The following is an 18,986-nucleotide window of genomic DNA, read 5'->3' on the forward strand; positions in this document are numbered from 1 at the left end:
AGATGCGGAGCCACACCCTGCCCTTCACTGCGGGAGGTGAAGGCCCAGGCGGGAGAGGCCGGCCAGGGCCTGCGGGGGCGTCAGCATGCCGCCGGTGCCCACCAGGACGGTCAGGCGCAGGGAGAGCCAGCCGATCACGGACTCGGCCGATCCCGAGTGGCCTGACCACTAAGACCCACCTGGCGCTTGGCGCAAGATCAGCATCCGTTGTCGGCTTTGATCGCCCCAGCCAGCGCAGACTCGCTTCAGTCCGTGCTGGATTGCAAGGCATCCGGGTGGGGCGCAGGCATGGCCTGGATTTGTCGTAGGCCAGAGCTAGCTTGTCCACTGTGCAGCTTCGGTACCACTACCGGATCTATCCGACGCCCAGCCAGCAGAAAGCGTTGGCGCGGGCGTTTGGGTGCGCTCGGGTGGTGTTCAACGATGGGCTGCGCGCTCGGCGGGAAGCGCGCCGTGAAGCAGGAATCCGCTCTGGCGCTGCGCGCCGTTCTGCACGCAGCGCGGAGGGAATCTCCGCCCGTTAGGGCGGAGAGAACGTCAATGCCGGTGGTCGACGAGATCGATCAGCTGCCGGACCACCGTGTCCGGCTCGACGGCGCGGTCGAAGACCGCCACCAGTAGGGTTTCCAGGTCCGGGTAGCCCAGCTCCTCGGACAGACGCAGCAGCGGCAGGTCGCTGGCCAGACCCCGGTTGTGCTGGCGCAGCGCCAGGCCGATGCTGGCCCGGCCGAGGCGTACCTTGTCGGCGATCGAGATGCCCGGCTCGGTGTGCTCGGCGAACCAGCGGTTGATCTGCATCTGGGCGTGCGGCGACTTGACGAAGCCCAACCACTCCCGGCGCGGGCCGCGCGGCGCGACTGCCGCCTCGAAGCCGCTCTCCGCGTCGCTCTCGGTGAAGATCTCCACCACGTCGCCCTCCTCCAGCTCGGAGGAGAGCGGGGCCAGCCGCCCGTTGATCCGCGCGGCGAGGCAGTGGTCGCCCCGTTCGGTGCCCAGCTCGTACGCGAGGTCGACCGGGGTTGCGCCGGCCGGCAGCACGACCTGGCGGCCGTCGGCGACCACCTGGATCTGCGCTTCCGCCAGGTCGCAGCGCAGCGACTCCATGAACTGCGCCGGGTCCACCGCTTCCTGCTCCCAGTCGAGCACCCGCCGCAGCCAGGCCAGCTCGTCCGCCCGGTCGGCGGCGCGCCCGGCGGCGCGCGGGAAGCGGTAGTGGGTGGCGACGCCGTACTCCGCGGAGCGGTGCATCTCCTCGGTGCGGATCAGCACCTCCACGGTGCGGTCCTGTGGCCCGCAGACGCTGGTGTGCAGCGACCGGTAGAGGTTGTTCTTCGGGGAGGCGATGAAGTCCTTGAAGCGGCCCGGCACCGGCCGCCAGACCCCGTGCACGGCGCCGAGCGCGGCGTAGCAGTCGGTGGCCGGGCCGTCCACCACGATGGCGATGCGGGGCAGGTCGAACGGAGCGGTGTGGCCGCCGGCCACCGTGTCCTTCCAGATCGAGTAGAGGTGCCGGGGGCGCGGGGAGACCCGCGCGTCGACCCGGCCGCGGCGCAGCGCCACCTTCGTCCGCGTCACCACGTCTTCCAGGTACGCGTCCCAGCCCGGCCGGTCGTGCACGTGCCGGGCGATCCGGGCGTGCTCCTCGGGTTGCAGGTGCAGCAGCACCACGTCGTCCAGCTCGCGTTTGAGGGTCTGGATGCCCAGCCGGTCGCAGAGCGGGACGAGCACCTCCTGCGTCTTGCGGGCGATGCGCTCGCGGGAGGCGGCGGAGCGTACGCCGAGGGTGCGCATGTTGTGCAGCCGGTCGGCCAGCTTGATGATCAGCACCCGGACGTCCTTGCCGGCCGCGACGATCATCTTGCGGTTGGTCTCCGCCTCGGCGGCCTTGCCGTAGAACGCCTTGTCGAACTTGGTCACCCCGTCGACCAGGTGGGTCACCTCGCGGCCGAAGTCCTCCTGGAGCGCCTGGAGGGTGTAGCGGGTGTCCTCCACGGTGTCGTGCAGCAGTGCCGCGACCAGGGTGGTGGTGTCCATGCCGAGGTTCGCGCAGATCTGCGCGACGGCGAGGGGATGGGTGATGTACGGCTCGCCGCTCTTGCGGAACTGGCCCCGGTGCATGTTCTCAGCGATCGTGTATGCCCGCCGGAGCACGGAGGCGTCGGCGCTGGGATGAATGCCGCGATGGGCGCGGACCAGCGCGTTGACCGGATCGCCGTCGGTGGTGGGCCAGGCGAGCAGGGAGCGCAGCCGGCGGGCCAGTGGCAGCTCGCCGGGCTGGGTCGGAAGGGCGCCGCCCAGGGCGGCGCCGGGTCCGGCGTCGACGTCCACCTGGGACACCTCCTCACCCCGGCCCCGGGTCGCCGTGCCCGGCGACCGGGAGCAGGCCCGCGAAACGGGCAGGACTGCACTCTTCTAACAGCCTAAGGGAGTTGACGTAGTCCGATCGGACACTTGGTCATGAGCGTTCGGTTGAGAGTTGGCGGGACGCGCCGTTCTCCGCCTTCGTCAGCAGGGCACGGAACCGGCCCGCGCCGGTGGTCGGCGACGCCCAGCCGGAGGAAGCCTCCACCAGCCGGGTCTCCGGCCGCTCCAACCAGGACAGGATGCGTTCGGTCTCCTCGGCGGAGGCCGCCGGGACCGGGCCGTGGCCGGGCAGCACCGTCTCGGCGGTGGCCCGGATCGCGGTCAGCGTCGGTCGCGGGTGGACACCCGGTGGGGAGACGCCGGCGCCGGCCAGCCGGCCGTGCCGAACCAGGGCCAGCTCCCAGCCGCCCCGGGCGGCCGGTCGGGCGGCGGCCAGCTCGGCGATGCCGGTCAGCCCGACCAGGCGCTGCATCCGGACCGCCGTGCGCAGCACCGCGGCCAGCCGGCTGCGCATCACGGCGGCCTCCTCGTACCGCTGGGCACGGGAGAGCAGCTCGATCCGGGCGAGCAGGGCGTCCACCACCGGCTGCGGGTCGCTGGTGGTGGCGGTACGGAACGGGGTGGCGGCGCGGTGCTCGTACTCCTCGGGCGTGATCCGGTGCTCGCAGGGTGCCGGGCAGCGGCCCAGCTCGGCCAGCGCGCAGGCCGGCATGGTGGTGCGCCGGGAGAGCCGGTGCGTGCACTGGCGCAGCGGCACCGCGTCGTGGAAGCCGGCGGCGGCCAGTTCGGCGGCCTGTTTGGAGCGGAACGGGCCGAGGTAGGCGGTGTCGGTGGGGGTGAGGTCGCGCACGATCGACAGCCGGGGGTAGGCCTCGTCGGTCAGCTTCAGCCAGACCTGGCGTTCCGGGTATTTGGAGCGGCGGTTGTACGGCGGCGCGTGCGCCGCGATCAGCCGCAGCTCGCGGACCTCCGCCTCCAGCGAGTGGGCGCACTCGACGGCCTCGACCCGCTCGGCGGCGGCCAGCATCTCGGAGATCCGGGCCCGTTTCTCGCTTGCGGTGAAGTAGCTGCGGACCCGGGTGGCGATGTCGCCGGAGGTGCCGACGTAGAGCGGCCGGTCGTCGGCGGCCCGGAAGATGTAGACCCCGGGCACCCTGGGCAGCCCGTCGGCGAGGTGCCGCTTGCGGCGCTGGGTGGGGGTGACCGCCCGGGCGAACTCGATCGCCTCGCCGATGGTGTCCACCCGGTGCCCGCCGAGTCGGCCGATCAACCCGTGCAGCACGTCGACGGTGGCCTTGGCGTCGTCCAGGGCCCGGTGGGTCGGCTGGGTGGCGGTGCGGAAGTAGGCGGCCAGGGTGCCCAGCTTCCGGTTGGGCACCTCGTCGCGGGTGAGCACCCGGCGGGCCAGCGCCGCGGTGTCCAGCACCCGGGGGTTGGGCCAGCGGTAGCCGTGCCGGGCGCAGGCGGCCTTGAGGAAGCCCACGTCGTAAGGGGCGTTGTGGGCCACCAGCACGGCGTCGGCGATGAACTCCAGGAAGCTCGGCAGCACCTGCTCGATCGGCGGGGCGGGGATCAGCATGGCCTGGGTGATGCCGGTCAGCACGGTGATGAACGGCGGGATCGGCTCGCCCGGGTTGACCAGGGTGGCGAGCACGCCCAACTCCTCGCCGCCGCGCACCTTCACCGCGCCGATCTCGGTGATCCCGCCGCCGTCCGGCGCGCCGCCGGTGGTCTCCAGGTCGACCACCACGAAGGTGGTCGCGTAGAGCGGCAGCGCGGGGTCGACCCCGGTGCCCGCCGCCCGATCCAGGCCGGCCAGCGCCTCCTGGACGTACTCCGCACGCGTCACGGGCGGCACGCTAGCGGGCGGGTCCGACACTCCCGTCCCACCTGTCCCGCTCGTTACCACGGGACTAGGATGAGAGATCGGCTCACTCACCGGGCGGTGAGCCCGTCTGCGGTGGGAGACTTGCCACATGCCCCTCACCGAGCCGTACGACGACCACCTCCCCGCAGAGGAGCCGGTGGCCGCCGCGCACGACGCTGGTGAGGGCACGGCGGCCGTGGATCCGGACATGGGCGGCGCGGAGACCGACATCCGCTGGGCCGCGCCCGAGCCGGAGCCCAGCCTGCCCGAGCCGGTCCGGCAGCGGATCGTGGCGCTCACCGCCGCCGTGCTGCCCGGTCTGCCCGGCGACGAGGTGCCCGTGCCGCTGCGCCGGGTCGCCAAGTTCGCCCCGAACCGCCGCGCCCGGCTGGGCGCCCCGGCCATCGCCGCCCAGCTCACCGCCGACCCGCTGTTCCGCCAGCGGGTCACCGCGCGGGTGCTGGCCGACGCCGGTGACCTCGGCTCGGCCGTGGTGGAGGGGACCGCCCCGGCCGCCGCCGACCCGGTCGAGGTGGCCGCGCTGGCCTACCTGGCCAGGCCCCGGGGCTGGCGGGAGCTGATCGAGGCCAGCGGTGCCGCGGTGCGGGCCGAGGCGGACAGCGCGGTGGTGGCCGAGCTGGTCCGGGAGGCCGAGCAGCGGGCCAGCCGTGCCGAGCACGACCGGGCGGTGGCCCGGGTCGAGGCGGAGAAGCTGCGTGACGAGCTCGCCCGGGTCCGGGAGGAACTGGGCCAGCTCCGCGAGGATGCCCGCCAGTCGGCCCGCCTGCTGCGGGAGACCCAGGCCCGGGAGCGCAAGGCCACCGAGATACTCGCCACCGAGCGGGGCCGGGCCACCCGGGCGGCGGCCGACGCGGACGCCGAGCTGCGCCGCGTCCGGGCCCGGCTGGCTGAGGCGGAGTCCGCCGCGGGGGTGGCCCGGGCCAGCGCCAAGGAGGCTCGGTCGGTCGACGACGCGAAGCTGTGGCTGCTGCTGGAGACCATCGGCCAGGCGGCGGTGGGGCTGCGCCGCGAGCTGGCCCTCGACCCGGTGGCGAAGCTGCCGGCGGATTTCGTCGCCGACGCCTTCGCCGACCAGGCGGCCACCACCGCGGCCGGGGCGGCGGCCCGCGCCCGGGACACCGACGACCCGGCCCGGCTGGACCAGTTGCTCGCGCTGCCCAAGGCACACCTGGTGGTGGACGGCTACAACGTCACCAAGCGCGGCTTCGGTGAGATGTCGCTGGAGCAGCAGCGCAAACGGCTGATCAGCGGGCTGGGCGGGATCGCCGCGCAGACCGGCGACGAGGTCACCGTGGTCTTCGACGGCGCGGAGCGGATCCACGGGCTACCGCCCGCGCCGCGCGGGGTGCGGGTGCTCTTCTCGCGCAAGGGGGAGACCGCCGACGAGCTGATCCGGCGGCTGGTCCGCGCCGAGCCGGCCGGCCGGCCGGTGGTGGTGGTCTCCTCCGACCGGGAGGTCGCCGACGGGGTACGCCGGCACGGCGCGTACCCGCTGGGTGCCGACTCGCTGCTGCGCCGGCTGTCCCGCTCCTGACCGTTGATCACCGGTTGTCCGTTTGTGTCGTACCCGGTGACTAGTGTCCGACCTGACCGACGGTGGTCGGGTGGTGACGAGGAGGTCGCGCCCGCCGCCAGACTCCGGCAGGAGGCACGATGCTCATCGACTGTGACACCTGCGGGATCCGCGGCGCCGGCTGTTCCGGCTGCCTGGTGACCGCGCTGCTCGACGTGGAGTCGCCGGCGGCCCGGCTGGGCGCGGCCGAGCACCGGGCGATCGAGGTGTTCGCCCGGGCCGGCTTCGCGGTGGAGGTGCTGGCACCGACGCCCGCCGCCCGGCCCCGCCGGATCAGGCGGGGCCGGGCGGCGTGAACCACCACGGTCCAGACGGGGCCGGTCAGCGCACGGTCCGGCGGGCGTAGAGCCGCTTCGCCCAGAGATAGCTGGCCAGCGCGATGGCGGCGCACCAGGCGGTGGCGGCCATGGCGTGCGACCCGACCGGGCCGCCGGTCAGCAGGCCGCGCAGGGTCTCGATGATCGGGGTGAACGGCTGATACTCGGCGAACTGGCGTAGCCCGGCCGGCATCGACTCGGTGGGCACGAAACCGCTGCCGAGGAAGGGCAGGAGCGTCAGCGGCATCGGTAGGTTGCTGGCCGTCTCGATGCTCTCGCTGACCAGCCCGAGAGCCACCGCCAGCCAGGTGAGGGCGAAGGCCGTCATGGCCAGCACCCCGGTGGCGGCGAGCCAGGCGAGCGGGCCGGTATCGGACCGGAAACCGACCAGCAGCGCGACACCGACCACCACGACCAGGCTGAGCATCGTCTGGATCAGGCTGCCGACCACGTGACCGGTCAGCACCGAGGCGCGGGCGATCGCCATGGTGCGGAACCGGGCGATGATCCCCTCAGTCATGTCGGTGGCGATCGATATCGCCGTGCCGTTGGCCGCACCGGCCACGCCCATCAGCAGGATGCCGGGTACGACGTAGGTGAGGTAGGCGGCCCGCCCGCCGGAGGGGCCGCCGAGTCCGTTGCCCAGGGTTCCGCCGAAGACGTAGACGAAGAGCAGCAGGAACAGCACGGGCATGCCGGCGAGCATCAGGGTCAGCGAGGGGTAGCGCTGCATGTGCCGCAGGTTGCGGCGCAGCATCGTGCTCGAGTCACGGACGGCGTACGAGAGTGTGGTCATGAGAGGACCTTCTCCTCGGTGGGCTGGTTCGTGAGCGCCAGGAAGACGTCGTCGAGGTCGGGAGTGTGCACGGCGAGCGACTCGACGCCGATCGAGGCGTCGTCGAGCCGGTCGAGCAATGCCCGCAGCGACGCGACCCCGCCGTCGCCGGGGACCTGCAGGGTGAGCTCGTCGGTGCCGGGGAGGCCGCCGAGCAGGGACGCGGCCGCGGCGCGGTTCGCCGGATCGGTGAACCGCAGAGCGATGTGCCCGCCCGGGACCAGGCGCTTGAGTTCGTCCGGGGTGCCCTCGGCGATCAGCCGGCCGTGGTCGAGCACGGCCACCCGGTCCGCGAGCTGGTCCGCCTCCTCGAGGTACTGGGTGGTGAGGAAGACGGTCATCCCGTCGGCGACGAGGTCGCGGACGATCCGCCACACCTCGCGCCGGCTGCGCGGGTCGAGGCCGGTGGTCGGCTCGTCGAGGAAGAGCACGCGCGGCGCGCCGATCAACCCCATCGCCAGGTCGAGCCGGCGACGCATGCCGCCCGAGTAGGTGGCGGCAACCTTGTCGCCCGCCTCGACGAGGTCGAAGCGCGTCAGCAGCTCGCGGGTGCGTCGCCGACCCTCGGCACGCTCGAGGTGGTGCAGGTCGGCCATCAGGCGCAGGTTCTCCGCGCCGGTGAGCAGGCCGTCGACGGCGGCGAACTGGCCGGTCACGCCGATCGCCGCCCGCACCGCGTCGGGTTCCCGGGTCACGTCGTGCCCGGCGACCCGGGCCTCGCCGTCGTCGGCCGGGATGAGCGTGGACAGGATCTGCACGGTGGTGGTCTTGCCGGCGCCGTTCGGGCCGAGCAGCGCGAAGATCGTGCCCGGCGCCACGGCCAGGTCGATGCCGTCGAGCACCACGTGGTCGCCGTAGGACTTGCGGAGCCCGGTGGCCGCGATCGCGGGTGGGGCCGAAGTGGTCATCGTGTCTCCTCGGGGGCGGGGCGGGTCAGCTGCGCCGGATGACGATGTCGCCGTACGAGGTGCGGGCCCGGACCTCGACGGTCCGTTCCTCCTGGGGCGGGGTGTCGGACGGCTCGATCTGGTTGCGCACGGTGCCGAAAGAGGTGTGCAGGTCCAGGAAGGCCGCGGTGCCGCCGTGGATGCCGACCTCGAGCTCGCCCATCGCGGTCTTCACCGACACCGGCCCGTGGCGGACCTCCCCGATCCGGATGTCGCCGTTGGCGGTGGCGGCGGTGACGCCGGCCCCGGCACGATCGACGGAGATGTTGCCGTTGGCCGCCTTCACCCGCAGGTCGCCGGCGACCGTGCCGATCCAGCTGTCGCCGTTGGAGTTCTTGATCACCGCGCCGCCGTCGATCTCGCCCAGCCGGACCCGGCCGGAGCCGGTGCTCACCTCGGCGCGACCGGCGGCGGAGGTCACCTCCACCGCGCCCGCGGCGGTGGACAGGTCCAGCGGGCCGGTGCGGTCGACATGGATGTCGCCGGCAGAGGTCTTCAGCCGGCACTCGCCGAGGCGACCGGTGCAGCGGAACGCGCCGACCGAGGCGTTGCCCTGTACCCGCGAGTCGGTCGGCAGGTCGACCGTCACGTCGATCGACCCGACCTTGCCGAACATGCCCAGCACCTGCTGTCGCGGCCCCTTGACCACCAGCCTGCCGTCGGCGTACTCGACGCGGGTCTGCTGTGCGGCCTGGATGTCGGCCTCCCTGCTGCCGTCGGTCGGGCGTACCTCGACGACCGTGGTCTCACGGTCGCTGGCCGCGATGCGGATGTCGCCGACGGCGACGTCCACGACGACCTGGATCGGTTCCGGGGTGTCGAAGGTGGGCATGGCGGGTTCCTCCGGGTTCGGGACGGTCGGAATGGCGGTGCTGGGCGGTGCCGGGGTGTCGGCGGTCAGCGGACCCAGCCGGTGTAGCGCTGGCCGCCGCGCGCGGCTCGCGCCGCCGGTCGGCCCGGAGGAGCGGACTGCACCGCGGCCGTGGCGGCCCGGACCAGCCAGGAGTTGACCGACAGCCCCTCCCGGTTGGCGGCCTCCTCGATCCGGCTCTTGAGCTGGTCGGGCAGCCGGAAGCTGATCCGTGACACCGGGCCGTCCTCGGCGTCCGGGACGGGCGAGGCGTCGGCGCCGGAATCGACGGGACCGGCCTGGAGCGGCGGCTCGACCGGCGGCGGCGCCACCACGAAGTTGGCCTCCCGGCCGCGTAGGCGCAGCTCGACCGACCCCGGGGCGAGATCCCGGGTGATTTCGCCGGCCGCCGCGGACAGCGCCTCCAGCAGTGCCAGGCGGAAGGCGGACTCCATCGACCCGGTGAGCCGCTCGGCCAACGCGCGGACCTCCTCGCCGCCGAGCTCGGCGACGCCGGCCAGTTCCCGGCGGAGGCTGTCGACATACGACGTCAAATCCATGACGTCATGATGGCATCATCGTGACGTCATTTCAAGTCTGATTGGCGTCGCGCGGCGTCTTACTGGCGTCGGGCGTGGTGCCGGACGCGGCCCGGCCTCGGCACGCCGCCCCTCCGGTGCGCCGACGCCCTACGGGCGGCGGCCGGGCGGGCAATAGGATGAGCGGCCACGGCGAGAGGGTGCGGCATGAAGCGGGTACAGCGCAGCAGCAGCGGCGCGCGGGGGGTGGTGGCCCCGAAGACGACCGGCCGGGCCCGCCTGCGCGCGGTGCCCGGCATCGGCGCCTGCGGCAGGGTGCCGCGGTGACCCCGCGCGGTTGGGCGGTGCTCACGCTCGCCGGGCTGGCGGTCGCGCTGGTCGTCGCCGGCGCGCTGCTGATCCCGTGGAGCCGGCCGCCGGCGCCCCGAGCCGACCAGTTGGCCACGCTGCGGGCGCTCCCGGTCGAGCAGGTGGCCCGGGGTCGGGCGTTCCACGCCGCGCTGCGCCCGGCCGGGTGGGCGGCGCTCGCCGTCGGGCTGGTGGTGGCGCTGGCGCTCGGGGTGACCCCGCTCGGTGGCCGCCTCGTGGAGCTCGCCGGCCGGCCGTTCGGCGGGCACTGGGCCGCCCAGGCGGTGCTCGGCGGCCTCGCCGTGATGCTCCTCGCCGACCTGCTCACCCTGCCCTTCGCCGCCTGGCGGCAGACCGTGCTGACCCGGTACGGGCTGAGCACCCACGGCTGGGGTGGCTGGACGGTGGACCTGGTGAAGTCGTACGCCGTCAGCGCGGTCATCGGCGCGCTGGTCCTGCTCGGCTTCTACGCCGTCGTCCAACTCGCCCCCCGCTGGTGGTGGGCGTTCGGCGCGGCCGGCGCCGCCGGGCTGGTGGTGCTGCTGTCGTTCGTGCTGCCGGTGCTGGTGGAGCCGGTGTTCAACCGGTTCACCCCGATGGAGCCCGGCCCGCTGCGGACCGAGCTGATGAGCATGGCCGCCCGCGACGGGGTGCCGGTCCGCGACGTGCTGGTCGCCGACGCGTCCCGGCGGACCCGGGCGGTCAACGCGTACGTCTCGGGGCTGGGGCCCACCCGGCGGGTGGTGGTCTACGACACCCTGCTGCGCGAGGCCACCCCCGAGGAGGTGACCAGCGTCGTCGCCCACGAGTTGGGGCACGCGAAGGACCGGGACGTCTGGACCGCCACCCTGGTCGGGGCGCTCGGCGCCGCCGCCGCGGTGGTGGCCCTCTACCTGCTCGGCTCCTGGCCGCCGCTGCTGCGGCTGGCCGGGGTCGACTCGATCGCGCAGCCCCGGGCGTTCCCGCTGCTGATCGCGCTGATCACGGTGGCCGGGCTGGTGGCCACCCCGGTGCAGGCGCTGGTGTCGCGGCGGGTGGAGGCCCGGGCCGACGCGCACGCGCTGGCACTCACCGACGACCCGGTCACCTTCGAGGCGATGCAGCGTCGCCTGGCCGGGGTCAACCTGGCCGACCCCGACCCGCCCCGCTGGGAGTACCTGTGGTCGGCGTCCCACCCGTCCACCGTGGAGCGGATGGCCGCCGCCCGCGCCTACGCCAGGGAGATCGGCAGATGAGCCGGACCTTGCTGATCACCAACGACTTCCCGCCCCGTCCCGGCGGCATCCAGTCCTTCGTGCACAACCTCGCCGTGCGCCAGCCCCCGGGCTCGGTGGTGGTATACGCGTCGAGCTGGCGGGGCGCCGCCAAGTTCGACGCCGACCAACCCTTCGAGGTGGTTCGGGAACGCACCAAGGTGCTGCTGCCCACGCCGCTGGTCGCCCGCCGCGCCGCGAAGCTGGCCCGGGCGTACGACTGCGACACGGTGTGGTTCGGTGCGGCGGCCCCGCTGGGGCTGCTCGCGGCGGGGCTGCGCCGGCGGGCCGGGATCCGGCGGGCGGTGGCGCTGACCCACGGGCACGAGGTCGGCTGGGCCGCGCTGCCCGGCGCGCGAGCGGCGCTGCGCCGGATCGGCCGGGGCGTGGACGTCACCACCTACCTGGGCGAGTACACCCGGGTCCGGCTGGCCCGGGTGCTGGACGGGTTGACCGAGCTGCGCCGGCTCGCGCCGGGCGTCGATGTGGATTCGTACCACCCGGACGTGAACGGGGCGCAGGTGCGGAGGCATCTGGGCCTGGCCGATCGGCCGGTCGTGGTGTGCGTCTCGCGCCTGGTGCCCCGCAAGGGGCAGGACATGCTGATCCGGGCGATGCCGGAGATCCGCCGCCGGGTGCCGGACGCAGCGCTGCTGATCGTCGGCGGCGGGCCGTACCGGGCGGCGCTGGAGGAGCTGGCCCGGCAGACCGGCGTGGAACGCGACGTGGTCTTCACCGGTTCGGTGCCGTCGGCCGAGCTGCCCGCCCACTACGCCGCCGGCGACGTGTACGCCATGCCCTGCCGTACCCGCAACCGGGGGCTGGACGTCGAGGGCCTGGGGATCGTCTACCTGGAGGCCAGCGCGACCGGGCTGCCGGTGGTGGCCGGGGACTCCGGTGGCGCGCCGGACGCCGTCCGCGAGGGGGAGACCGGGTACGTGGTCCGGGGCCGGGATGTGGCCCAGCTCGCCGACCGGGTGGCGACGCTGCTCGCCGACCGGGACCTGGCCCGCCAGTTCGGCGCGGCCGGCCGTGCCTGGGTGGAGAAGGAGTGGCGCTGGGAGGCCCAGGCCGAGCGGATGGCGACCCTCCTCGCCGGCTGAGCCGCCAGTGCCGGCCGGGTCAGGTTCGGGCCAGGGCCCGCTCGGCCGGGGGCGGCGGTGCCGGGTGGGGTGCCCGGCGGGACAGCCGGCCCGGCCACCAGGTGCGGGCGCCCAGGTCCAGGGTCAGCGCCGGGACCAGCAGGCTGCGGACCAGGAGCGTGTCGAGCAGGATGCCGACGGCCACGATGACGCCCATCTGCACCGACGGCACCAGCGGCAGCACCAGCAGCGCGCCGAACGTGGCCGCGAGCACCAACCCCGCACTGGTGATCACGCCACCGGTGACCGTCAGCGCGCGCAGCATGCCCGGCCGGTGGCCGATCAGCGCGGCCTCCTCCCGGGCCCTGGTCATCAGGAAGATCGTGTAGTCCACCCCGAGCGCCACCAGGAACAGGAAGGCCTGCAACGGGACCCCCACGAACAACCGGGGGTGGCCCAGCGCGTCGAGCAGCAGTCCGGCGGCCCCCATCGCGGCCGCGTACGACAGCACCACGCTCCCCATCAGCAGCAGCGGCGCGACCAGGGACCGCAGCAGCAGCACCAGGATGACCAGGACGACGGCGAGCACCAGCGGAATGACCGTCCTGTTGTCCCGGTTCACGGTGCGCTGCTCGTCGAGCAGGCTCGCGGTCCTCCCCCCGACCAGGGCCTGCGCGTCGGGCACCGCGTGCACGGCGATACGCAGCCGGGTCACCGTGTCCTGGGCGGCCCCGCTGTCCGGGGCGGCGGCGAGCACCGCCGGGACGCGGATCCACCGGCCGTCGGCCGAGCGCTCCGGCGTGCCCACCTCGGCGACGCCGGGCACTGCGCGGGCGGCGGCCAGCACCTGGTCGGCCGCGCCGGCGCCGGCCAGGATCTCGGCGGGCGCGGCCGAGCCGCCCGGGTAGTGGGCCGCGATCAGCCGTTGCCCGGTGACCGAGCCGACCTCGGTGGTGAAGGACTCCTTGTCGGGCAGGCCGAGGCTGAGGTTGCCGATGCCGAAGGTCAGCGCGACCAGCACGGCGGCGGTGCCGACCCACACCGCGCGCGGCCGGTTGGCGACCAGTGCGGCGATCCGGCGCCAGACGCCGTGGTCGGCGGTGCGGTCGCGGGTGCCGGCGTCGGGGGTGTATCGGGGCACGAACGGCCAGAACAGCCACCGGCCGAGCAGGACGAGCACCGCCGGCAGCAGGGTGGTCATGGCGAGCAGCGCCGCGCCGATGCCGATCGCGCCGACCGGGCCCAGGCCGCGGGTCGAGGGCAGGTCCGCCGCGAGCAGGCAGAGCAGTCCGATCGCGACGGTCGCCGCCGAGGCGCACACCGCGCCGTACGAGCGGCGCAGCGCCGCCGCCATCGCGGCGTGCCGGTCGGCGTGTCGGCGCAGTTCCTCGCGGTACCGGGCGATGAGCAGCAGGGCGTAGTCCACGCCGACGCCGAAGACCAGCACGGTCAGGATGGTCTGGCTCTGGAAGTCGACGGCCAGCCCGGCGTGCCTGGCCAGCAGGTAGACCACGCCGCCGGCGAGCTGGTTGGCGATGGCGACCGCGACCAGCGGGATCAGCCACAGCACCGGGCTGCGGTAGGTGACCAGCAGGAGCAGGGCGACGGTGGCCGCGGTCGCCAGCAGCAGCGCGCCGTCCATGCCGCCGAACGCGTCGAAGATGTCGTGTTCGGCGGCCGCGTCTCCGGTCAGCGCGGTCCGCAGGCCAGGCGGCGCACCGTCGGCCAGCCGGTCCTTGAGCGCGCTGACCGCCTCGGCGCGCCGGTTGTCGTCCTCGGTGACCGGGAGGGAGAGCAGCAGGGCCCGACCGTCGGCGCTGGGCACCGCAGGGGACACCACACCGCCGTCGGCGTACCGGGCGAAGACGGCGCGATCGGCGTCGACCCGGGCGCGGTCGGCCGCGGTGAGGCCGGCGTCGCGGACGTAGACGGCGATGGCCAGCGGCCGCCGCGATTCGGGGAAGGCGGCCTCGGCCCGTTGCACGGCCAGGCTGCTTTCGGCGCCGGCCGGCAGCGCGCCGAGCGCCGAGTTGTCCTGCACCTCGCTGAGCTTCACCGCGAGCGGACCGGCCACCCCGAGCAGCACCAGCCAGAGGACGAGGACCGCGTACTTGCCGCGGCGGCCGGACGGCAGGCCGGCCAGTCGTTGCGGGGACATCTCGGGTTTCCTTTCGTCGTCACCGGTCGGGTGGGTCGGGGATCGCGGGCCGACCCCCGTCACGTCCTCGATCCTTCGGGCCGCCGGGGCCGACGTCAGGGGTGTCATCCCGCCGACCGGAGGTGGTGCCAGCACCACCGATCGGGTGCCGCCGGTGGCGGAGAATGGAGCCCGTGGACAGCTCGGTACGCGGATTGATCCGTGCGTGGATCCGGCCCGGCGCGGTCACCGCCGCGCAGGGGTTGCTGATCTTCCTGCTGTCGTTGACCACGCACGTCGCGCTCTTCGTGCTGTCGCTGGCGTCGCTGGCCCTCATCCCGCTCTTCGGCGTCGGGTTCGCCCTGTTCCCGGCGGCCACCGCGCTGGTACGCCACTGCACCGGCCTGCACCGCCGCCTTGCCGGCTGGAGCGGGGTGGAGATGACCACGCCGTACCTGCCGGCGCCGGCCGGCGCACAGTTCGGCACCTGGCGGCGGTTCCGCTGGGTGGTGACCGATCCGGCCACCTGGCGGGACCTGGCCTGGCTGCTGCCCGGCGTGCTGACCGGCGCGGTGTGCCTGGCCGCGTTCGTCGTTCCGCTGTACGGGCTGGAGGGCGTGGTCGGGCTGCCGCTGGCGCTGTACCTCACCGTCGACTGGTGGGGCTACGGCCCGTTCTGGCCGATCGGCAACCTCTTCCAGGCGCTGCTCTGCTTTCCCCTGGGGGTGCTCTTCCTGTGGGGCGGGCTGGCCGCCGGGCGCTGGCTGGTCTGGCTGCACACGGCTTTCGCCGGGTTCTTCCTGCCGCCGACCCGGGCCGCCGAGCTGGCGCTGCGGGTCCGCCAGCTCACCGTCACCCGGGCCGAGACGGTGGACGCCCAGGCGGCGGAGCTACGGCGGATCGAACGAGACCTGCACGACGGCGCGCAGGCCCGGCTGGTCGCGCTGAGCATGAGCATCGGCCTGGCCGAGCAGCTCGTCCAGCGCGATCCGGACGCGGTCCGGCGGCTGCTCGCCGAGGCCCGGGAAACGAGCGGGCAGGCCCTGGCCGAGCTACGCGGGCTGGTTCGCGGCATCCACCCGCCGGTGCTCGCCGAGCGGGGACTGGACGGCGCGGTGCGGGCGCTGGCGCTCGCCGTGCCGTTGCCCGTGGAGGTGGCGGTCGACCTGCCGGGCCGCCCGCTGGCCCCGGTGGAGTCCGCGGCGTACTTCGCGGTGGCGGAGGGGCTGGCGAACGTCACCAAGCACAGCGGGGCGACCCGGGCCTGGATCCGCCTCGGCCACGCCGACGGGCGGCTGACCATCGTGGTCGGTGACGACGGCCGCGGCGGTGCCGACCCGACGGCGGGCAGCGGCCTGGCGGGTATCGGGCGCCGCCTGGCGGCGTTCGATGGAACGATGGTGGTGTCCAGCCCGGCCGGTGGGCCCACCGTCGTCAGCATGGAGCTGCCTTGCGAGTTGTCATCGCCGAGGACCTCGCCCTCCTCCGGGACGGGCTGATCCGCATCCTGGAGGCGTTCGGCTGCCAGGTCGTCGCCGCCGTCGACAACGGGCCGTCCGTGCTGCCCGCGTTGACCGCGCACCGCCCGGACGTCGCGGTGATCGACGTACGGCTGCCGCCCACCTTCACCGACGAGGGGTTGCAGGCCGCCATCCGGGCCCGTACGGAGATCCCCGGGCTGCCGATCCTCGTGCTGTCCCAGCACGTCGAGCAGCTGTACGCCCGGGAGCTGCTCTCGGACCGGCTCGGCGGCGTCGGATACCTGCTCAAGGACCGGGTGTCCCACGTGGACCAGTTCGTCGACGCGGTGGGCCGGGTGGCCGCCGGCGGCACGGTGATGGACCCGGAGGTGGTCGCCCAGCTGCTGGCCAGCCGGGCCGGGGCGGAGCCGCTGGCGGAGCTGACCGCGCGGGAGCGGGAGGTGCTGGGCCTGATGGCCGAGGGCCGATCGAACGCGGCGATCGCCGCCCGGCTCTTCGTCACCGAGAAGGCGGTCAGCAAGCACATCAACAACATCTTCAGCAAGCTGCGGATGCCGCCGTCCAACGACGACAACCGGCGGGTGCTGGCGGTGCTGGCCTACCTCAACGGGGAGGACGGCCGCCGGCCGCGGACGCGGACCTGACCCCGGCGAGGGAGCTGCGAAGGTGCGGCGCCGCCGGACCCGGGCGGCCGAAGTGCCAGCCCTGGCCGGCGTCGCAGCCGATCGCCCGCAACCGCTCGGCCTGCTCGGCGGTTTCCACGCCCTCGACGGTGACGGTCAGGTCGAGGGCGTGGGCGAGGGAGACCAGTGAGGCGAGGATCCGCTCGTCGGTGCGGCTGCCCGGGTCGTCCGCCGGGGCGCGCATCCCGGTCACGAACTCGCCGGCCACCTTCAGCTCGGTGACCGGCAGATCCCGCAGGTACGCCAGGTTGCAGTAGCCGGTGCCGAAGTCGTCGATGGCCACACGTACCCCGAGGTCGTTGAGCACGCGCAGGGCACGTACCGGCTCCGCGACCGTGCTCATCATGGTGCTCTCGGTGACCTCCACCTGAAGCCGCTCGGGGGGCAACCCGGTCCGCCCGAGCACGCCTCGCACCTCCTGCACCAGGTCGGGCCGGTGCAGCTGACGGACGGCCAGGTTGACGCTGACGAACGGCGCGCCGTCGCGCCCCGCCGACCAGGTCCGGGCCTCCCGGCAGGCCTCGGCGAGCACCCAGCTGCCGAGCCGGACGATCAGCCCGGTCTCCTCGGCCAGCCCGATGAAGCTGTCCGGCTGGAGCACGCCCAGCTCCGGGTGGCGCCAGCGGACCAGTGCCTCCATACCGAGCACCCGGCCGTCGCGCAGCGAGGTCAGCGGTTGGTAGTCGAGGTAGAACTCGCCCCGGTCCAGGGCGGCGGGGATGGCCGCGGAGAGGGCGTACCGGGCCAGCTCCTGCCGGTTGCGGTCGGCGTCGAAGATCGACCAGCGGGCGCCGCCGGCCGCCTTGGCCCAGTGCAGGGTGCTGTCCGCGGCCCGCATCAGCTCCATCGGCGTGGTGCCGGCCACCGGCCGCTCCACGATGCCGATGCTGGCCGACACGGTCAGCTCGTGCCCGTCGACGACTGCCGGCTCGCGCACCGCCGCGAGGGCGGCCTCGGCGACCTTGACAGCGTCCTCGGTGCCGCCGGTGTGCTCGATCAGGATGACGAACTCGTCCCCGCCGAGCCGGGCCACCAGATGCTTGCCGAGGGCCCGGCGCAGCCGCTGCGCCACCGACACCAGCAGCGAGTCGCCGACCTGGTGGCCGAGCGAGTCGTTGATCACCTTGAACCGGTCCAGGTCGAGGAAGCAGACCCCGATCCGGTCGGCGCTGCGGCCGGGCTCGCTGAGCGCGGCGGTGAGCCGCTCGGTGAACAGGGTGCGGTTGGGCAGGTCGGTCAGCGGGTCGTGGGTGGCCTGGTGCCGGAACCGGGCCTCGCTGTCCCGCAGCGCCCGGGCGGCCTGCGTCCGGGCCGTCATCGCGGCCCGGCGGATGGACTCCTGCTCGTCGAGGGTGCGGTCGCGCAGGGCGCGGGCGTACCCGGTGGCGACCGTGGCGAGCAGCCGGGCCATCCGGTCCTCGACGTCGTCGGCGACCAGGCCGAGGTCACGGACCAGGCGAAGCTGGATCACCTCGATGGTGCGGCCCAGGCCCTCGGCGGAGGCGATGTGCGCCCGCACCAGCTCGGCGCCGACCTGCTGGCCGACGCGCCGGTCGAACGGCTCGGTCCGCAGCGCCGCGGCCAGCCGCTCGGTGAGTCGCTGGAGCAGGGCCTCCAGCTGGGCCTGGGTCATGGGCAGGTAGCTGGTCCCGGAGACCGCCTTGGCCCAGGCCCGCGCGAAGGTGTCGGGGCAGGATCGGGTCGCGGCGGCGGGCCCGTCACCCACCGAGTCGCCCGACGCCGCCCAGGAAGACCGCCTGCGCGGCGTTCTCCGCGTGCTCCGGCGACTCCGGGCGCCACTGCGGCACCCAGACCACGCCCGGCTCGGCCAGCTCGAAGCCGTCGAAGAGCGCGGTCAGCTCGGCCCGGCTGCGGATCCAGAGCTGGTTGTCGGTGCGGCGGTAGACCTGCTCGGCCTCGGCCCGCTCGCCCGTCCCGGTACGGCCGTCGTCGCTGGCCTGCGACATGACCAGGTGGCTGCCGGGGGCCAGCGCCGCCCGCAGCGTCCGCAGGATCTCCTCCGGCCGGTCCGCGTCCGGGATGAAGTGCAGGACCGCCACGATCATCACGGCGACCGGCTGGGTGAAGTCCAGCAGTCGGGTGACCTCGGGGTGGCCGAGGATCGCCTCCGGACGGCGGAGGTCCTCCCGGATCACCGCGGTCCGGTCGTTGCCGGCCAGGATCTCCAGGCTGTGCGCCACCGCGACCGGGTCGACGTCGACGTAGACCACCCGGCACTCCGGGTCGATCCGCTGGGCGACCTCGTGCACGTTGCCGACGGTCGGGATGCCGGAGCCGATGTCGAGGAACTGGCGCACTCCCGACTCGGCCAGGAACTGCACCGCCCGGCGGAGGAAGGCCCGGTTGGCCTGGGCCATCAGCGGGGCCTCCGGCACGGCGTCCACCATCGCCCGGGCGGCGGCCCGGTCGGCCGCGAAGTTGTGCGAGCCGCCCAGGTAGTAGTCGTACATGCGGGCCACGCTCGGGCGCTCGATGTCGATGGTGTCGGGTGCCCAGTCCGGCCGCTGCATGCGCTCGCCCCTTTGTGTCAACAGCGCGCGAGCTGCCGCCCGCGCGGGCCACCCGGGTATTCTGCCCGCCCGTTCTCCCGCTGCAAAGACCGTCGTCGCTACGCGGTCGGCTCCTCACCGTCCGCGTTCGTCCGGAATGCCGGAGAGGCCCGCGTCCG

General features: G+C 74.1%; 16 protein-coding genes. 7 read left to right on the forward strand and 9 right to left on the reverse strand.

The window, feature by feature from the left end:
* Positions 1-329: 329 nt before the first annotated feature.
* Positions 330-524: a helix-turn-helix domain-containing protein gene (locus tag ACNAVT_RS11075; protein WP_416295277.1), complete on the forward strand. Its 195-nt coding sequence runs from the start codon at positions 330-332 to the stop codon at positions 522-524.
* Between the two features lie 13 nt (positions 525-537).
* Here the strand turns inward: ACNAVT_RS11075 and ACNAVT_RS11080 are convergent, their stop codons facing one another.
* Both ACNAVT_RS11080 and ACNAVT_RS11085 read right to left on the reverse strand, forming a co-directional pair.
* Positions 538-2,328 carry a RelA/SpoT family protein gene (locus ACNAVT_RS11080; protein WP_416295625.1) on the reverse strand — a complete coding sequence of 597 codons (1,791 nt, stop codon included), beginning with the start codon at positions 2,326-2,328 and terminating at the stop codon, positions 538-540.
* Positions 2,329-2,455: 127 nt separating this feature from the next.
* Positions 2,456-4,213 carry a DEDD exonuclease domain-containing protein gene (locus ACNAVT_RS11085; RefSeq protein WP_416295279.1) on the reverse strand — a complete coding sequence of 586 codons (1,758 nt, stop codon included), beginning with the start codon at positions 4,211-4,213 and terminating at the stop codon, positions 2,456-2,458.
* Positions 4,214-4,340: 127 nt separating this feature from the next.
* On the opposite strand from ACNAVT_RS11085, the gene ACNAVT_RS11090 reads away from it, so the two are divergent.
* The gene (locus ACNAVT_RS11090) at positions 4,341-5,786 is read left to right on the forward strand and encodes an NYN domain-containing protein (protein ID WP_416295281.1); all 1,446 of its coding nucleotides are present in this window, start codon (positions 4,341-4,343) and stop codon (positions 5,784-5,786) included.
* Between the two features lie 119 nt (positions 5,787-5,905).
* The gene (locus ACNAVT_RS11095) at positions 5,906-6,121 is read left to right on the forward strand and encodes a hypothetical protein (RefSeq protein ID WP_416295283.1); all 216 of its coding nucleotides are present in this window, start codon (positions 5,906-5,908) and stop codon (positions 6,119-6,121) included.
* Between the two features lie 25 nt (positions 6,122-6,146).
* Here ACNAVT_RS11095 and ACNAVT_RS11100 read toward each other — a convergent pair whose 3' ends face one another.
* From ACNAVT_RS11100 to ACNAVT_RS11115, 4 genes are all read right to left on the reverse strand, one after another.
* Positions 6,147-6,938: an ABC transporter permease gene (locus tag ACNAVT_RS11100; RefSeq protein ID WP_416295285.1), complete on the reverse strand. Its 792-nt coding sequence runs from the start codon at positions 6,936-6,938 to the stop codon at positions 6,147-6,149.
* Positions 6,935-7,885, reverse strand: coding sequence for an ATP-binding cassette domain-containing protein (locus ACNAVT_RS11105; RefSeq protein ID WP_416295286.1), 951 nt, complete (start codon positions 7,883-7,885; stop codon positions 6,935-6,937). Before ACNAVT_RS11105 ends, ACNAVT_RS11100 begins: the two co-directional genes overlap by 4 nt.
* Before the next feature lie 25 nt (positions 7,886-7,910).
* On the reverse strand, positions 7,911-8,756 hold the full coding sequence (locus ACNAVT_RS11110; RefSeq protein WP_416295288.1) for a DUF4097 family beta strand repeat-containing protein: 846 nt from the start codon (positions 8,754-8,756) through the stop codon (positions 7,911-7,913).
* Positions 8,757-8,821: 65 nt separating this feature from the next.
* Positions 8,822-9,334, reverse strand: a complete 513-nt coding sequence (locus tag ACNAVT_RS11115) for a ribbon-helix-helix protein, CopG family (RefSeq protein WP_416295289.1) — start codon at positions 9,332-9,334, stop codon at positions 8,822-8,824.
* 302 nt (positions 9,335-9,636) lie between these two features.
* Here ACNAVT_RS11115 and ACNAVT_RS11120 point away from each other — a divergent pair, with 302 nt between their 5' ends.
* Together ACNAVT_RS11120 and ACNAVT_RS11125 are read left to right on the forward strand one after the other, a co-directional pair.
* The gene (locus tag ACNAVT_RS11120; RefSeq protein WP_416295291.1) at positions 9,637-10,896 is read left to right on the forward strand and encodes a M48 family metallopeptidase; all 1,260 of its coding nucleotides are present in this window, start codon (positions 9,637-9,639) and stop codon (positions 10,894-10,896) included.
* The gene (locus tag ACNAVT_RS11125; RefSeq protein ID WP_416295293.1) at positions 10,893-12,017 is read left to right on the forward strand and encodes a glycosyltransferase family 4 protein; all 1,125 of its coding nucleotides are present in this window, start codon (positions 10,893-10,895) and stop codon (positions 12,015-12,017) included. The genes ACNAVT_RS11120 and ACNAVT_RS11125 overlap by 4 nt, the downstream gene beginning before the upstream one ends.
* Before the next feature lie 19 nt (positions 12,018-12,036).
* Here the strand turns inward: ACNAVT_RS11125 and ACNAVT_RS11130 are convergent, their stop codons facing one another.
* Entirely contained in the window at positions 12,037-14,154 is a 2,118-nt protein-coding gene (locus ACNAVT_RS11130; protein ID WP_416295295.1) for an MMPL family transporter, read from the reverse strand.
* 173 nt (positions 14,155-14,327) lie between these two features.
* Here ACNAVT_RS11130 and ACNAVT_RS11135 point away from each other — a divergent pair, with 173 nt between their 5' ends.
* Together ACNAVT_RS11135 and ACNAVT_RS11140 are read left to right on the forward strand one after the other, a co-directional pair.
* A complete protein-coding gene (locus ACNAVT_RS11135; RefSeq protein WP_416295297.1) occupies positions 14,328-15,632 on the forward strand; it encodes a sensor histidine kinase in 1,305 nt (434 codons plus the stop codon).
* A complete protein-coding gene (locus tag ACNAVT_RS11140) occupies positions 15,584-16,258 on the forward strand; it encodes a LuxR C-terminal-related transcriptional regulator (RefSeq protein WP_416295299.1) in 675 nt (224 codons plus the stop codon). Before ACNAVT_RS11135 ends, ACNAVT_RS11140 begins: the two co-directional genes overlap by 49 nt.
* Here the strand turns inward: ACNAVT_RS11140 and ACNAVT_RS11145 are convergent.
* Entirely contained in the window at positions 16,218-17,930 is a 1,713-nt protein-coding gene (locus tag ACNAVT_RS11145; protein WP_416295627.1) for a putative bifunctional diguanylate cyclase/phosphodiesterase, read from the reverse strand. The two genes, ACNAVT_RS11140 and ACNAVT_RS11145, sit on opposite strands and share 41 nt — an antisense overlap.
* 85 nt (positions 17,931-18,015) lie before the next feature.
* Entirely contained in the window at positions 18,016-18,828 is an 813-nt protein-coding gene (locus ACNAVT_RS11150) for an SAM-dependent methyltransferase (protein WP_416295301.1), read from the reverse strand.
* Positions 18,829-18,986 lie beyond the last annotated feature (158 nt).

This window comes from Micromonospora sp. SL4-19, from assembly GCF_047921475.1.
GTDB lineage: Bacteria > Actinomycetota > Actinomycetes > Mycobacteriales > Micromonosporaceae > Micromonospora.

Excerpts from the sequence above, each read along its gene's own strand:
- ACNAVT_RS11110 (WP_416295288.1), bottom strand. The coding sequence starts at position 8,756 with ATGCCCACCTTCGACACCCCGGAACCGATCCAGGTCGTCGTGGACGTC.
- ACNAVT_RS11125 (WP_416295293.1), top strand. The coding sequence starts at position 10,893 with ATGAGCCGGACCTTGCTGATCACCAACGACTTCCCGCCCCGTCCCGGC.
- ACNAVT_RS11115 (WP_416295289.1), bottom strand. The coding sequence starts at position 9,334 with ATGGATTTGACGTCGTATGTCGACAGCCTCCGCCGGGAACTGGCCGGC.
- ACNAVT_RS11095 (WP_416295283.1), top strand. The coding sequence starts at position 5,906 with ATGCTCATCGACTGTGACACCTGCGGGATCCGCGGCGCCGGCTGTTCC.
- ACNAVT_RS11105 (WP_416295286.1), bottom strand. The coding sequence starts at position 7,885 with ATGACCACTTCGGCCCCACCCGCGATCGCGGCCACCGGGCTCCGCAAG.
- ACNAVT_RS11100 (WP_416295285.1), bottom strand. The coding sequence starts at position 6,938 with ATGACCACACTCTCGTACGCCGTCCGTGACTCGAGCACGATGCTGCGC.
- ACNAVT_RS11150 (WP_416295301.1), bottom strand. The coding sequence starts at position 18,828 with ATGCAGCGGCCGGACTGGGCACCCGACACCATCGACATCGAGCGCCCG.
- ACNAVT_RS11130 (WP_416295295.1), bottom strand. The coding sequence starts at position 14,154 with ATGTCCCCGCAACGACTGGCCGGCCTGCCGTCCGGCCGCCGCGGCAAG.
- ACNAVT_RS11090 (WP_416295281.1), top strand. The coding sequence starts at position 4,341 with ATGCCCCTCACCGAGCCGTACGACGACCACCTCCCCGCAGAGGAGCCG.
- ACNAVT_RS11145 (WP_416295627.1), bottom strand. The coding sequence starts at position 17,930 with ATGACCCAGGCCCAGCTGGAGGCCCTGCTCCAGCGACTCACCGAGCGG.